Source organism: Enterococcus sp. DIV2402, from assembly GCF_017426705.2.
In the GTDB taxonomy this organism is placed as follows: domain Bacteria; phylum Bacillota; class Bacilli; order Lactobacillales; family Enterococcaceae; genus Enterococcus_F; species Enterococcus_F lowellii.
On sequence record NZ_CP147251.1, the window covers coordinates 1,682,505 to 1,696,775 of the forward strand.

Here is a 14,271-nt window from a genome sequence, read left to right on the forward strand (position 1 = left end):
GAATCAGCATGAAACATCGAGGAATATTATTTAGTGTCATTTTCATAGGATGTACATTTCTGTTGTATATGTATCCTGTGTGGTTTCCTCATGTTTCTTCTGATCCGTCTAATAAAAGTGAAATTCGAAGAGATCCACCGGCGACATCTTGGAACTATGAACCAATTGCGACGGATGGGTTTGCCAAATGGATAGGGCAAAAACTAACGGATTTCGAAACGGTTTATGGAGATCCAGAAGAGGTGTATTCTTCTGGATTTTCTTTTGTTATTCATCAATATTTTATAGACGATCAGACATATTTGGAAGTTAACACAGAAGGTAATCGTATCACTAGTATTAAATTTTTAGGAAAAGAAAACACCGATATTGCACCCTTTCAATTTGGTATGACAATGAATGAATTAGCAAAAATTACGATGATTTACCCCAATTTTACGCTTAATCATGACGGGAAGATTATCGCGTTTGAATTGATGGAAGATGATATGAATTATCGACCATTAATCGCTTTTGATAACGGAACTTTCGCAATGTTATTTTTTAGTCAGAAAAAAGGTGAGAGTTCGTTATATAGTGTGATGTACTTGGATAAAGAAACATTATTGCAACTTGAACCGTATCAATTAACTGATGGAGTATCGTCTCGTTTTACTATGGAAGAAGATGCAGATTGGGAGATTATTAATCAAAACAAACAAGAGCAAAGCAAAAACTTATTTCAATTTTTAAGAAATTATGATCGTTTGCCGGAATTTATTTTAGATACTAAAAATCAAATGCTTGGGGAACAAATTTTGGGCTCTTTTTTCTCAAAAACAGAAGATTTCTTAACTACTGAGCGTACCCAGCAATTAAAAAGAATTCAAAGTGGTACCGAAGATGGCCGTTTTACCTTATCTCGCTCTGAAATGGAAGATGTTCTAAAGGAATTTTCAGCAACCACTGCGAGTGTCTATTTAGAATTACCCGTTTATGACCCAACGTTTACTATTTTGACGTGGTATAGCACGCCGTATTTACATACGCGTTTTATGCATCAAGATCCTGAGTCTTTAGGAATTGCCTTTTCAAAAGAGAATGTGGTAGTCTTATTACAGAAATTAGAAAATAAAACAGAGGACAGTGACGCCAATTGATTTACGATGATCAATTTTTTGAAATAGAAGACCAGGTACAAAAATTATTAACGTGTTTGAAACGAAGTCAGACATTTCAAACATATATTGATAATAAGAAAATTTTATATGAAGATGCAGATGTACAAGGAATAAGAACGGACTTTTTAACTAAAAAAGAATCTTTTGACCGTGTTGCAGCTTATGGAGGGTATGCACCTGATCATCGCGAGAAGCAACGAGCTTTGCGAAAATCAAAGCGTGCATTAGATTTACATCCGCTAGTTGCTGAGTTTCGCTTTTCAGAAACAGAACTGCAAGGAATTTTAGATGAAATGGGTATAAAAATTGCCCATTGTATTTCAGACGATATTAAAGTAGATACAGGAAATCCATTCTTTGAAACAAAATCAAGTTGTGGAGGGAAATGCCATGTCAGTTAACACTGAGGAATTTACGATGCAAAAAAGACGAGGACTGATTGTCTGGGTGTATAGTTTGCGTCAGTTAAAGAACTTAAGACGTTTCGGATTTGTTCATTATGTTTCAAGACGCATGAAATATGTAGTGATGTATGTGAATGAAGAAAATGTTGAAGAGAACCGAGAAAAAATTGAACGCCTTCATTTTGTGCGTAATGTAGACATTTCTCACCGTCCAGATATCGAAATGAACTTCGCCGAAAAAATTGGCACCAAAGCGGCCTTCCAAGTAACCGAAGACAAAGACGATATTGAAGAACGAAATACAACAATTCGCCTAGCCGAAAACGTATAGCAAAGAAGGTTGGACTGCAAAGCCCAGCCTATTTGCTGTGAATCACTGCGATTCGCCGACTGTAAGGAGAGCGAGAGCAGCTGATGAACAGCACTAGCAGAGCGAAGCGAGGGTAGTCACCCTCCCGAATCACTGCGATTGTCCGACTGTAAGGAGAGCGAGAGCAGCTGATAAATAAAAGAGAATATAGCCGATGAAAGGAACAACCGTATGCGTGTAGTATCAGGAACTTATCGTGGTCGCCGTTTGAAAAGTTTAGATGGTGATAATACACGACCAACCTCTGACAAGGTAAAAGAATCGATTTTTAATATGATTGGTCCGTATTTTGATGGAGGCAAAGTGTTAGATTTATTTGCAGGCAGTGGTGGATTAGCCATTGAAGCAATTTCTAGAGGAATGGAGCACGCTGTTTGTGTTGACCGTAGTTATCCTGCAATGAAAGTGATTCAAGAAAATATTAAAATTACGAAAGAGCCCGAGAAATTTACGACTCTTAAAATGGATGCTAATCAAGCGATACAAAAATTATCTCATGGAGAAAATTCTTTTGATTTGATTTTGTTAGATCCGCCCTATGCAAAACAGCAAATTGTCACGCAATTAGAAAAGATGTTAGATGAAAATCTATTGAATTCAGACTGTTTAGTTGTTTGTGAAACAGATAAGGGTGTTGTTTTGCCAGAGGAACTGCAAACACTTGTCCAAATTAGACATCAGGTGTATGGGATGTCAGCAGTTACTATTTATAGAAATGAGGTCTAAACGAATATGAAAAAAATCGCATTATTTCCAGGAAGTTTTGATCCATTAACGATGGGACATTTAGATACCATTGAGCGAGGGTCTAAAATCTTTGATGAGCTTTATGTGGGGATTTTTGTTAATACCAATAAGCATTCATTTTTTTCAGTAGAAGAAAAAGTGAAATTAGTGAATGATGCAGTAGCACATTTACCAAATGTGACCGTTATTTCTCAAGAAACCGAATTAACAGTCACAACTGCCCAACGCTTAGGCGCGAGTTTTTTATTACGTGGTGTGCGTAATATGAAAGATTATGAATATGAACGTGAAATTATGGAAATGAATCGTCATTTAGACCCAAATTTGGAAACAGTCTTTTTAGTAGCAAAATCTGAATATAGTCATATCAGTTCTAGTTTGATTAAAGAAGTGCTATTATTTGGAGGAGACGTTCAAAAATATCTTCCTAAGAATGTCTATGAAGCGATTAAGAAGCGGTGATTAAAATGAAAAATAGAACCTCTGTCAATTATCTTTTATCTATTGTGGTGGCGTTGACAATTGTGGCAAGTGTCTTTATTCCATTGCCTTATTATATTGAACAGCCCGGCTCGACCATTGATTTAAAAGAACTCGTTACAGTCAACGACCAAAAAGATGATAATCCTGGTTCATTTTCGCTAACGTCAGTAGGGATTCGCCAAGCATCAGTTGTTACAGCAATTAAAGCCAAGTTTGATCCTTTTGAAGATGTCGTTAGTGAAAAAGAACTATTTGGGGAGTCAAGTGGTGCGGAATATGACCGTATTCAACAATATTATATGACTTCATCCCAAAATAATGCGATTGAGCAAGCATTAAAACAAGCGAAACGTCCGTATCATTTCGACTACAAAGGTGTCTATGTGATGGGAATTGAATCCAATTCCAATTTCATCGATAAAATTTCTGTAGGAGACACAGTTACTAAAGTTGATGGTAAAACGTTTAAGAACACCCAAGAATTTATGAGTTATGTTCAAGGGAAAAAAGCCAATGATGAAGTAACGATAACTTATCTTCAAGATGGCGAAGAGAAAGAAGCCACGGCTAAATTAATTACTTTAGAGGCAAATAAAAAAGCTGGGATTGGCATTACTTTAGTCGATCATACAGAAATTCAATCAGATGACAAAATTGATTTCCACGTAGAAAATATTGGAGGTCCTTCTGCGGGATTAATGTTTACTTTAGAAATATATGAACAGTTAGTCGATCAGGATTTGCGTAAAGGGAAAAACATTGCGGGGACTGGAACCATGAATAACGATGGAACCATTGGTCGTATTGGAGGAATCGATAAAAAAGTTGCCAGTGCTAGTAAAGAAGGCGTTGAAATTTTCTTTGCACCTGACGATGAGATTACTGCAGAACAAAAAGCTGCCTATCCCGAATTAAAAACCAACTACGAAGAAGCCGTAGAAGCAATGAAAAAAATTAAATCAGATATGAAAATTGTCCCTGTAAAAACATTACAGGATGCATTAGATTATCTTGAAAAAATGTAAGGGTGAAATCGAAGCAGATATTCTGTTTCGATTTTTTGTTTTCGCAAAAAAGCATAAGATACAAATAGGTTCCTACTTTAAATTATGATATACTTTCGTTAAGGAGCGTGAGAAGTTTGGAAATAAAAAGACAAAAACCAGTAGTTGAAACATATCACTTTGATATGCGTAATCCAGAGCAAGAAGCAGAAACAAAATTAAACGTTGGTTTTGCGCCATTAAAACCACAAGAAAATTATCCAGAAGAAAATACAGTTTTAGGTGCTCGTTTGCAATTTGAAGTGGTCTTCCCAGAGTTTATTATTAGTGGAGCGATTGGACAAATCAATCATATTGTCAATCGTAAAATCACAGGCCCTAATGACCTATCAAAGGTTGAAGCAGATGAATTAGTTGAACCTTTATTTGAAATGCTGCAACGTTTAACATACGAAGTAACAGAAATTGTCACAGATCAACCAGGTATCAAATTAAACTTTAACAATCAAGAAAATGAGGATTGATAGCTATGTTTTCAAATGAGATGCAAGTGATGATTTATGTAGATGATGTTCCCGCAGCAGTTGATTTTTGGACAGAATTGGGATTTATCGTGATTGAAAAACAAGAATTAGACGGAACACTTGTCGTTGAAATTGCAGCGTCAAGTGATGCGCAAACCCATTTTGTTTTATATGATCGTGAATTTATTGAACGTCATTCACCAGAAGTTGCGACAAATTCACCATCAATTATGTTTGTTTCTAATCAAATTGTCGATTTATATAAAAAACTATTATCTATGGATGTTGAAGTTGGCGAATTGATTCAAATGGAAGAACAAATGGTCTTTAATTTTGCAGACCGTGATGGAAATTATTACGCTGTTTCAGGTAAATAAAAAATGATTCATCGTATGTTATTGCGATGAATCATTTTTTTATTTTTGACAATCATTCGCAATAGCACCTGTACGAATGGATTCTTTCATTTCTGCTTTAAATTGTAACCAATAGTGTGTCCATTTCTTCAATGTGCTCACATCCTTGTTTTTTAGTATAGCGACTTCCTAAATAAAGCGCAAATAATTATCCATGAATTTGCTTGAAAAAAGGCGTATACTTAAGAAAAGGGGATGAAGAATATGAAACCATATGTTTATGTGATTAGCGATATTCATGGTCAACTTGATTTGTTTAAGAAATTATTAGAAAGCTTTGATCCAGTTCATCATCAACTAGTTTTAATTGGTGACTTAAATGATCGAGGAAAAAAAAGCAAAGAATGTTTTTTATTAGGAAAAGAATTAGTTGAAAAATATGGTGCGATTTATCTTCGAGGGAATCATGAAGAATATTTTTTACAATTTTTGCATGCGCCGGAAGATTGGATGACAGGTTATGTACGTAATGGTGGCAAAGAAACTATTGATAGTTTGCTTCATCCTGGAGCGACAGAGGAGTATTCACCTACGGAAATTGCGATGATGATACGTTCTCGTTACAAAGACTTAGTTGATTTTTTGATGGATCGTCCATTGAGTTTTGAGTGGGGCAAGTATTTATTTGTCCATGCCGGAGTGGATTTAACAAAAAAGGATTGGAAAGAAACCGATCCTCGTGATTTTATTTGGATTCGAGACTCGTTTCATACAGGGAAAAATAATACAGGAAAAACAATTGTCTTTGGTCATACGATCACACCGATGTTACACGGAGATATGAAAACCACAGATTTATGGATTTCTGATCATAAAATCGGAATTGATGGTGGAGCGGTGTTTGGTGGTTCGGTTCATGGAGTGATTTTTGACCAAAAAGGAATTGTTCAAGATATTGAATATCAAAATGTGTCTGGTCCATGGCAACCAGATTTTTAAACGGAGAACGCAGATGGGAACATATCCATCTGTGTTTATTTTATGTTAAACTTAAGAAGATGTTTGAGGAAAGGAATTTAACAAATGAACGATAAAATTATTCAGTTATTGCAAAAAGAACTTACGCAATATCGTGGAAACCAACTAACAAAAGTGTTGGAATTATTAGGAGAAGGAAATACTGTTCCTTTTATTGCTCGTTATCGGAAAGAAATGACTGGCGGATTGGATGAAGTGCAAATTCGTGAGATTGAAGAACGATATACGTATTTAGAAAATTTAGAAAAACGTAAAGAAGAAGTGTTGCGTTTAATTGATGAACAAGAAAAATTAACACCTGAATTAAAAAATTCTATTTTAGTGGCAACAAAGATGCAACAAGTAGAGGATTTATATCGTCCCTATAAACAAAAACGTCGAACAAAAGCTACGATTGCAAAAGAAAATGGTTTAGAACCCCTTGCAACATGGTTATTAGCTTTTCCTAAAGAAGATGTCTATCAAAAAGCACAGAGTTTTGTGAATGAAGCAATTGAAACATCTGAAGAAGCGTTACAAGGTGCCCATGAAATTTTAGCAGAACAATTTGGTGATTCTGCGACATTTCGTACATGGATTCGTAGTTATCTTTTTAATAAAGGAAGCTACGTCAGTAAGGTCAAAGATGCAGATAAAGATGAAAAAGGCGTTTACGAAATGTACTATGATTTTTCTGAACCGATTAATAAAATTGTCTCTCATCGTATCTTAGCCACAAATCGTGGTGAAAAAGAGGACATCTTGAAAGTTTCTCTAGAAGTGGATGAAACGAAAATTTTTGATTATTTTAACCGACAATTAATTCAACAACCACAGTCAACAGCCGCGCCTTTTATTATTGAAGCCTATCAAGACGCGTATAAACGCTTTATTGGTCCAGCAATTGAACGCGAAATTCGCAATGAATTAACTGAAAAAGCAGATGAGCAAGCGATTGCGATTTTTGGTGAGAATTTACGCAATCTATTATTACAACCGCCCTTAAAGGGAAAAGTAGTATTGGGATTTGACCCAGCGTATCGTACAGGATGTAAATTAGCAGTAGTTGATGCAACAGGTAAGCTTTTAGCGATTGAAGTTATCTACCCACATAAACCGGCGGCACCAAATAAACGTCAAGCGGCAGGACCAGCATTGAAGAACTTAATTGAAACTCATCAAGTAGATATGGTTGCCATTGGGAATGGAACCGCTAGTCGCGAATCAGAACAATTTGTTGCGGAACAATTAAAAGACATTGCACGCGAAGTCTTTTATGTGATTGTCAATGAGGCCGGAGCTTCAGTATATTCTGCGAGTGATACTGCTCGTCAAGAATTCCCAGAATTACCAGTAGAAGAGCGTAGCGCAATTAGTATCGCTCGTCGTTTACAAGACCCACTAGCCGAATTAGTGAAGATTGAGCCAAAAGCAGTCGGTGTGGGTCAATATCAGCACGATGTTTCTCAAAAGCGTTTAGGAGAACAATTGGATTTTGTGGTAGAAACCGTAGTAAACCAAGTCGGTGTAGATGTGAATACCGCAAGTCCTCAACTTTTACAACATGTTTCTGGGTTGAATAAGACGACAGCTCAAAATATCGTTAAGTACCGTGAAGAAAACGGTGCTTTTGTGCAACGAAACCAATTAAAAAAAGTTCCACGTTTAGGACCTAAAGCATATGAACAAGCAATTGGATTTTTACGTATTCCAGGTGGAAAAAATATTTTAGATAATACAGGCATTCACCCAGAGAGCTACGCTGTTGCCAAAGATATTTTAGCGTTAGTCGATCTTTCATCAGAGCAATTAGGAACAGAGTCTGCGAAAGAAGCGTTAGCTCAATTGAATGTGATCCAAACTGCGAACGAGTTAACCGTGGGCAACGAAACTGTTTTAGATATTATCAAAGCCTTACTTCAACCAGGAAGAGACATGCGTGATGAAATGCCTGCGCCTCTTTTACGTAAAGATGTGCTTTCCATGGAAGACCTGAAAACAGGAATGGAGTTAAAAGGTACAGTACGTAATGTTATTGATTTTGGTGCCTTTGTTGATATTGGTGTGAAACAAGATGGTTTGGTTCATATTTCTAAATTAAGTAAAACTTTTGTTAAACATCCCAAAGATATTGTATCTGTGGGTGATGTGGTTACGGTTTGGATTGATCAAGTCGATGTCAATAAAGGGCGAATCAGCTTAACCATGCTTGATCCTGGATCGTCTAAATGACACCATTTGAATTGCAAGAATTGGTTGAAAAAATATCGCTTGAATTTTTTGATAAACCTTTTCAACATAAGGCTGTATTTAATGCGCGTCTAAAAACAACAGGTGGTCGGTATCATTTGAATGATCATCACTTAGATTTTAATCCTAAGATGTTAACACAGGGAATGGAAGTATTTATCGGAATTATCAAACATGAGCTTTGTCATTATCATCTACATTTAGCAGGTAAAGGTTATCAGCATAAAGATTGGGAATTTAAAGAATTACTTACTCAAACAGGTGGACTTAGGTTTGCGCCCAGTCCACCTCGAGAAGTAAAAGTTTTGATTTATCAATGCCAAAACTGTGAGAAATGTGTCCAACGACGTCAAAGAATTAATACGGAACGCTACGTGTGTGGCGCTTGTCGTGGGAAGCTCCAATACTTAGATACAACAATTATTTCTTTGGGAAAATGATGAGAGAAAATTAAATCTTGACTATGATAAGTTAAAACTCGTTGCTATTTTCGAAGTTTTGTAAGATAATGTATCCCAGTTAAATATACTTATTAGACGATAAATGAATCTTTATATAGAGAATGTTTTGAGAAAAGAGGACAACAAATTATGACGAATCAAGATAAAAAAATCTATCATTTTGTAGGAATCAAAGGCTCAGGTATGAGCTCTTTAGCACTTGTTTTACATGAAAAAGGGTTGCAAGTACAAGGGTCTGACGTAGAAGAATACTTTTTCACACAACGTGAATTAGAACGTGCGGGTGTTCCTTTATATACGTTTGATGCTGAGAATATTCATGATGGTTTAACAGTCATTGCTGGTAATGCGTTCACAGATGCTCATGAAGAATTAGTGCGTGCACGTGAATTAGGTCTAGAAGTGATTCGTTACCATGATTTTATTAGTAACTTTATTCAACAATTTACAAGTATTGCCGTAACTGGTTCCCATGGAAAAACAAGTACGACAGGATTATTAGCTCACGTATTAACTGGTATTCGTCCAACAAGCTATTTAATTGGTGATGGAACAGGTCATGGTGACCCAAATGCTGAATTATTTGCTTTTGAAGCATGTGAGTATCGTCGTCATTTCTTAGCATACTCACCGGATTATGCAATTATGACAAATATTGATTTTGACCATCCTGATTATTACACAAGTATTGAAGATGTTTTCTCAGCATTTCAAACAATGGCTCATCAAGTGAAAAAAGGAATTTTAGCTTTTGGTGATGATGAGTATTTACGTAAATTAGAAGCAGATGTTCCCATCTATTACTATGGGGTAAATGAAAACGATGATATTCAAGCAAGAAATATTATTCGTACAACAGAAGGTTCTGAATTTGATGTGTATTTCCAAGGTGAATTTATCGGCCACTTTGCTTTGCCAGCTTTTGGTCAACACAATATCAACAATGCGTTGGGTGTGATTGCAACGGCACATTTAGAAGGCTTTAACATGGAGAAAGTTGCCCAAGAAATGTTAACATTTAAAGGGGTAAAACGTCGCTTCAGTGAAAAAATTGTGGCAGATATGACTATCGTTGATGACTATGCACATCATCCAGCCGAAATCAAAGCAACGATTGATGGCGCACGTCAAAAATATCCAGATAAAGAAATTATTGCAGTCTTCCAACCACACACATTCACTCGAACGATTGCATTGATGGACGAATTTGCAGAAGCGTTAGATTTATCAGATAAAGTGTATTTATGTGATATTTTCGGTTCAGCACGTGAAACGCAAGGCGATGTGAAAATTGAAGATTTAGGAGCAAAAATTTCAAAAGGTGGACAAGTTATCAAAGAAGATAATGTGTCGCCATTATTAGATCACGAAAATGCGGTGATCATCTTTATGGGCGCAGGCGATGTTCAAAAATTTGAACAAGCTTATGAAAAATTATTAAGCGGAACAACACGTAACGTATTATAAAAACAAGACGGATGGTAGCTTAGCTATCATTCGTTTTTTTAGAAGTAACGACGCTTGCACTTTTCTGTGCATTTGATAAAATAAGAGAAACTATATATTTTATTTGGAGGTCTGCTATTTTGGATATAGGTAAGCCAAGAAAACTAGGAAAAACCATTGATGAAATTGAGGAGGGTGAATCGTTATCCGTTACAGAATCGATTGAAGATAATCAGCTGTTGTTGTATTTAGGATTAACGAATGATGCTAATCCATTATATATTCAACATGATTATGCACGACAAACAGCGTATGAACGCCCAATTGTTCCGTCAATTATGTTGATGGGGATTGTAACGAGTGCCATTTCAAAACATTTGCCTGGACCAGGGTCACATGTGGTTAATTTTTCTGTGAACTTCGTGGAACCTGTCTACCATTATGAAACATTGACATTTGAATTTGAAGTTATCAAAGTTGATAAAATGAAGGATGTCATTACTATTTCTGTGGAAGCAGTGAATACAGAAAACGATCGCGTATTGGATGCGGTTGTGATGGTTCAACCACCAATTTTAATTGACGAAAGCGAGGAAACAAATGAATAATCATCAAGTTATTGAAGATACATCTGGATTAAATAAATTTTATGCAAAGGTTTATGGAATCTTCGGTTTAGGTCTAGGTATCAGTGCTTTAGCTGCTTTTTTAGGTGGAAGTATTTTTTTAAAACAAACATTAGCGTTTATTCAAAACTTCCCATTAGGCTTAACAGGGATTTGGATTGCTGAAATCATCTTAGTAATTGTATTAAGTGCCAAAGCACAAAAAAATCCATCGTTAACACTGGCAGGATTTATTGTCTATTCCTTACTAAATGGATTAGTTTTATCTATTACTATTTTAGCTTATGGTGTAGAAAATGCAGCAAGAGCTTTTGTTGTAGCTACTATTACATTCCTAGTAATGGCACTGTATGGTGCCTTTACGAAACGTGATTTAAGTGGTATTGGTCGTGCGGGAATTGGTTTACTATTTGGGGTAATCATTGCGACAGTTGTAAACATGTTTTTACAAAGTTCAGGTGTCGATTATTTCTTATCCTATGTTACGGTGTTAATCTTTGTTGGCTTAACAGCCTATGATAATCAACGTATCCGTCACGTCTATTTTGCTTCACAAGGACAAGAGAATTTAGGTTTAGCTGCTTTCATGGCATTGCAACTTTATTTAGACTTTATCAACTTGTTCTTATCACTATTACGAATCTTTTCAAGAGACTAATCAAGCAAACGAACATTGGCAAACCAATGTTCGTTTTTTTGTACTTAAATAATCGCATTCCTTAGATTTCTTTGTTAAAATAAAGAAGAATGTTTCAAGTGAGGAGCCAAAAAAATGACAAAAAATAAATTATTATTAGTGGATGGCAACAGCGTCGCGTTTCGTGCGTTTTTTGCGCTACATAATTCGCTAGAACGCTTTAAAAACAACAATGGATTACACACCAACGCGATTTATGCCTTCAACAATATGTTTGAAAATGTAATGGCTAAAGAGCAGCCAACGCATGTCTTGGTTGCATTTGATGCGGGTAACACTACTTTTCGTAATGCGATGTATGAAGAATACAAAGGTGGGCGTGCAAAAACGCCAGGTGAATTCAAAGAACAGATGCCGTATATTCGTGAATTGATTACAGGCTTGGGTGTCAAGCACTACGAATTGGATAACTATGAAGCCGATGATATTATAGGAACCTTAGCTAATCGTGTGGATGAAGAACAATTTGACGTGGTAATTTTAACAGGTGACCGTGATTTAACCCAATTAGCCACTGAACATATAAAAATCGATATTACAGTAAAAGGCGTCAGTGATCTTGAATCTTATACACCTGAACATATTGCAGAAAAATATGATGGTTTAAAACCTTTACAAATCATCGATATGAAAGGTCTAGCTGGTGATGCCTCGGATAACATTCCTGGAGTGACCAAAATCGGTGAAAAAACTGCAATTAAATTGCTAAAACAATATGAGTCAGTAGAAGGCATTTATGAACATATTGATGAAATGAAAAAAAGCAAAATGAAAGAGAATTTAATCAATGATCGTGAGTTAGCTTTTCTTTCAAAACAATTAGCAACCATCAATACCGATGCCCCTGTTGAGGTGAACGTTGATTCCTTAAAATATGAAGGCAAAGATTTAGATAAATTAGTGCCCTTTTATAAAGAAATGAATTTTAAAACTTTCTTAGAACGTTTAAATATCGTTGATGACCAAGAGATGGATGATATTTTATTTGAAGTGGTAGAAGAAACGACTCCTGAAATGTTTACCTCAGAATCAGCGCTATACGTTGAAATGCTAGGGGATAACTACCACATTGAAGATATTGTGGGGATTGCTTGGGGAACGAAGAAAAAAATCTATGTTGCCAATAACGAAGCTGTATTTGAAGATGCTGCATTCCAAGAATGGCTATTTGACGAAACGAAAAAGAAAAAAGTCTATGATGCCAAGCGTACCCAAGTCGCTTTAAATCGTTATATTGGCTGTCCAAAAGGCTTGTCTTATGATGTTTTATTAGCCGCTTATTTATTAGATACCAATGATAATAGTAATGATATTGCAGCTGTTGCGGCTCATTATGGATATACAGAAATTCAATCAGATGATGTGATTTATGGAAGAGGAGCTAAAAAAGGTCTGCCAGAAGAGGAAGAAGTCTTTTTTGCGCATTTAGCTCGTAAAATTGTTGCGATTGAATGGTTAAGTGAGAAACTAGTTGAAGAGTTGGAAGAAAAAGGGCAAACGCAACTCTTTTATGAGATGGAATTTCCTTTATCGAATATCTTAGCAGAAATGGAAATGACAGGGATCAAAGTGGATGGACAACGTTTGAATCAGATGAAAGGTGAATTTGCTGAACGCTTACAAGAAATTGAACAAAAAATTTATGCACAAGCAGGCGAAGAATTTAATCTGAATTCACCAAAACAGTTAGGCGTTATCCTATTTGAAAAAATGGGTCTACCTGTCATTAAAAAAACAAAAACAGGCTATTCCACAGCGGTTGATGTTTTAGAACAGCTAAAAGAACAAGCTCCTATTGTCGAAGATATTTTAGTTTATCGCCAAATTTCGAAGATTCAGTCAACCTATGTTGAAGGATTATTGAAAATGATTCAAAGCGATGGAAAAATTCATACACGTTATGTACAAACGTTGACACAAACAGGACGTCTAAGCTCAGTCGATCCAAACTTACAAAATATTCCTATTCGTTTAGAAGAAGGTCGTAAGATTCGTGAAGCATTTGTACCAAGAAAAGAAGATTGGGTAATTTATTCTTCCGACTATTCCCAAATTGAACTACGTGTGTTGGCTCATATTTCAGATGACGAGCATTTAAAAGCGGCCTTTTTAGAAGGACAAGATATCCATTCAAGTACAGCGATGCGCGTTTTTGGCATTGAAAAAGCTGAAGACGTCACTCCCAATATGCGTCGCCAAGCCAAAGCAGTTAATTTTGGAATTGTTTATGGCATTTCTGATTATGGATTATCACAAAACTTGGGCATTACTCGAAAAGCTGCTCAACAATATATTGACACTTATTTCGAACGTTATCCAGGTGTGAAAAAATACATGGAGACAGTAGTTCGTGAAGCTAAAGACACCGGCTATGTAGAAACCTTGTATCATCGTCGTCGGTATTTACCAGATATTAATTCACGTAATTTTAATTTACGTTCATTTGCAGAAAGAACGGCCATTAATTCACCAATTCAAGGAAGTGCCGCCGATATTTTAAAAATTGCGATGATTGATTTGAATCGTCGGATGAAAGAAGAAAAATTAGAAGCAGCGATGCTTTTACAAGTACATGATGAATTGGTTTTTGAAGTTCCAGAATATGAGTTAGAAAAATTAAATCAACTTGTAAAAGAAGTGATGGAGACAGCTGTTTCCTTACATGTACCATTAATCACCGACAGCAGTTGGGGAAAAACATGGTATGAAGCAAAATAAAGAGGTGA

Annotated in this window: 15 protein-coding genes; all 15 read left to right on the forward strand. The window is 35.9% G+C overall.

Annotated elements, in window-relative coordinates:
- Positions 1–68 precede the first annotated feature (68 nt).
- The 15 genes from DOK78_RS08145 to polA all read left to right on the forward strand — a co-directional run bounded on the left by DOK78_RS08145 (position 69) and on the right by polA (position 14,263).
- On the forward strand, positions 69–1,139 hold the full coding sequence (locus DOK78_RS08145; RefSeq protein ID WP_243430554.1) for a CAP-associated domain-containing protein: 1,071 nt from the start codon (positions 69–71) through the stop codon (positions 1,137–1,139).
- Positions 1,136–1,561 carry a YlbF family regulator gene (locus tag DOK78_RS08150; protein ID WP_207940824.1) on the forward strand — a complete coding sequence of 142 codons (426 nt, stop codon included), beginning with the start codon at positions 1,136–1,138 and terminating at the stop codon, positions 1,559–1,561. The genes DOK78_RS08145 and DOK78_RS08150 overlap by 4 nt, the downstream gene beginning before the upstream one ends.
- Complete coding sequence (locus DOK78_RS08155) at positions 1,551–1,895, forward strand: YlbG family protein (protein ID WP_207940823.1); 345 nt, start codon at positions 1,551–1,553, stop codon at positions 1,893–1,895. The genes DOK78_RS08150 and DOK78_RS08155 overlap by 11 nt, the downstream gene beginning before the upstream one ends.
- A 210-nt stretch (positions 1,896–2,105) precedes the next feature.
- Entirely contained in the window at positions 2,106–2,660 is a 555-nt protein-coding gene (gene rsmD / locus DOK78_RS08160; RefSeq protein ID WP_207940822.1) for a 16S rRNA (guanine(966)-N(2))-methyltransferase RsmD, read from the forward strand.
- A 6-nt stretch (positions 2,661–2,666) separates the two neighbouring features.
- Positions 2,667–3,143: a pantetheine-phosphate adenylyltransferase gene (gene coaD / locus DOK78_RS08165; RefSeq protein ID WP_207940821.1), complete on the forward strand. Its 477-nt coding sequence runs from the start codon at positions 2,667–2,669 to the stop codon at positions 3,141–3,143.
- 5 nt (positions 3,144–3,148) lie between these two features.
- Entirely contained in the window at positions 3,149–4,189 is a 1,041-nt protein-coding gene (locus tag DOK78_RS08170; protein ID WP_207940820.1) for a SepM family pheromone-processing serine protease, read from the forward strand.
- A gap of 116 nt (positions 4,190–4,305) precedes the next feature.
- Positions 4,306–4,692 carry a DUF1149 family protein gene (locus DOK78_RS08175; RefSeq protein ID WP_207940819.1) on the forward strand — a complete coding sequence of 129 codons (387 nt, stop codon included), beginning with the start codon at positions 4,306–4,308 and terminating at the stop codon, positions 4,690–4,692.
- Between the two features lie 5 nt (positions 4,693–4,697).
- A complete protein-coding gene (locus tag DOK78_RS08180; RefSeq protein ID WP_207940818.1) occupies positions 4,698–5,069 on the forward strand; it encodes a VOC family protein in 372 nt (123 codons plus the stop codon).
- A 243-nt stretch (positions 5,070–5,312) separates the two neighbouring features.
- A complete protein-coding gene (locus DOK78_RS08185) occupies positions 5,313–6,047 on the forward strand; it encodes a metallophosphoesterase family protein (RefSeq protein ID WP_207940817.1) in 735 nt (244 codons plus the stop codon).
- Between the two features lie 84 nt (positions 6,048–6,131).
- Complete coding sequence (locus DOK78_RS08190; RefSeq protein ID WP_207940816.1) at positions 6,132–8,297, forward strand: Tex family protein; 2,166 nt, start codon at positions 6,132–6,134, stop codon at positions 8,295–8,297.
- Entirely contained in the window at positions 8,294–8,755 is a 462-nt protein-coding gene (locus DOK78_RS08195; protein WP_207940815.1) for a SprT family protein, read from the forward strand. The genes DOK78_RS08190 and DOK78_RS08195 overlap by 4 nt, the downstream gene beginning before the upstream one ends.
- A 150-nt stretch (positions 8,756–8,905) precedes the next feature.
- Positions 8,906–10,243, forward strand: coding sequence for a UDP-N-acetylmuramate--L-alanine ligase (gene murC, locus DOK78_RS08200; protein ID WP_207940814.1), 1,338 nt, complete (start codon positions 8,906–8,908; stop codon positions 10,241–10,243).
- Between the two features lie 119 nt (positions 10,244–10,362).
- The gene (locus tag DOK78_RS08205) at positions 10,363–10,830 is read left to right on the forward strand and encodes a MaoC family dehydratase (RefSeq protein WP_207940813.1); all 468 of its coding nucleotides are present in this window, start codon (positions 10,363–10,365) and stop codon (positions 10,828–10,830) included.
- A complete protein-coding gene (locus DOK78_RS08210) occupies positions 10,823–11,506 on the forward strand; it encodes a Bax inhibitor-1/YccA family protein (protein ID WP_207940812.1) in 684 nt (227 codons plus the stop codon). The genes DOK78_RS08205 and DOK78_RS08210 overlap by 8 nt, the downstream gene beginning before the upstream one ends.
- Before the next feature lie 114 nt (positions 11,507–11,620).
- Positions 11,621–14,263 carry a DNA polymerase I gene (polA, locus tag DOK78_RS08215; RefSeq protein WP_207940811.1) on the forward strand — a complete coding sequence of 881 codons (2,643 nt, stop codon included), beginning with the start codon at positions 11,621–11,623 and terminating at the stop codon, positions 14,261–14,263.
- The last annotated feature ends 8 nt before the right edge of the window (positions 14,264–14,271 follow it).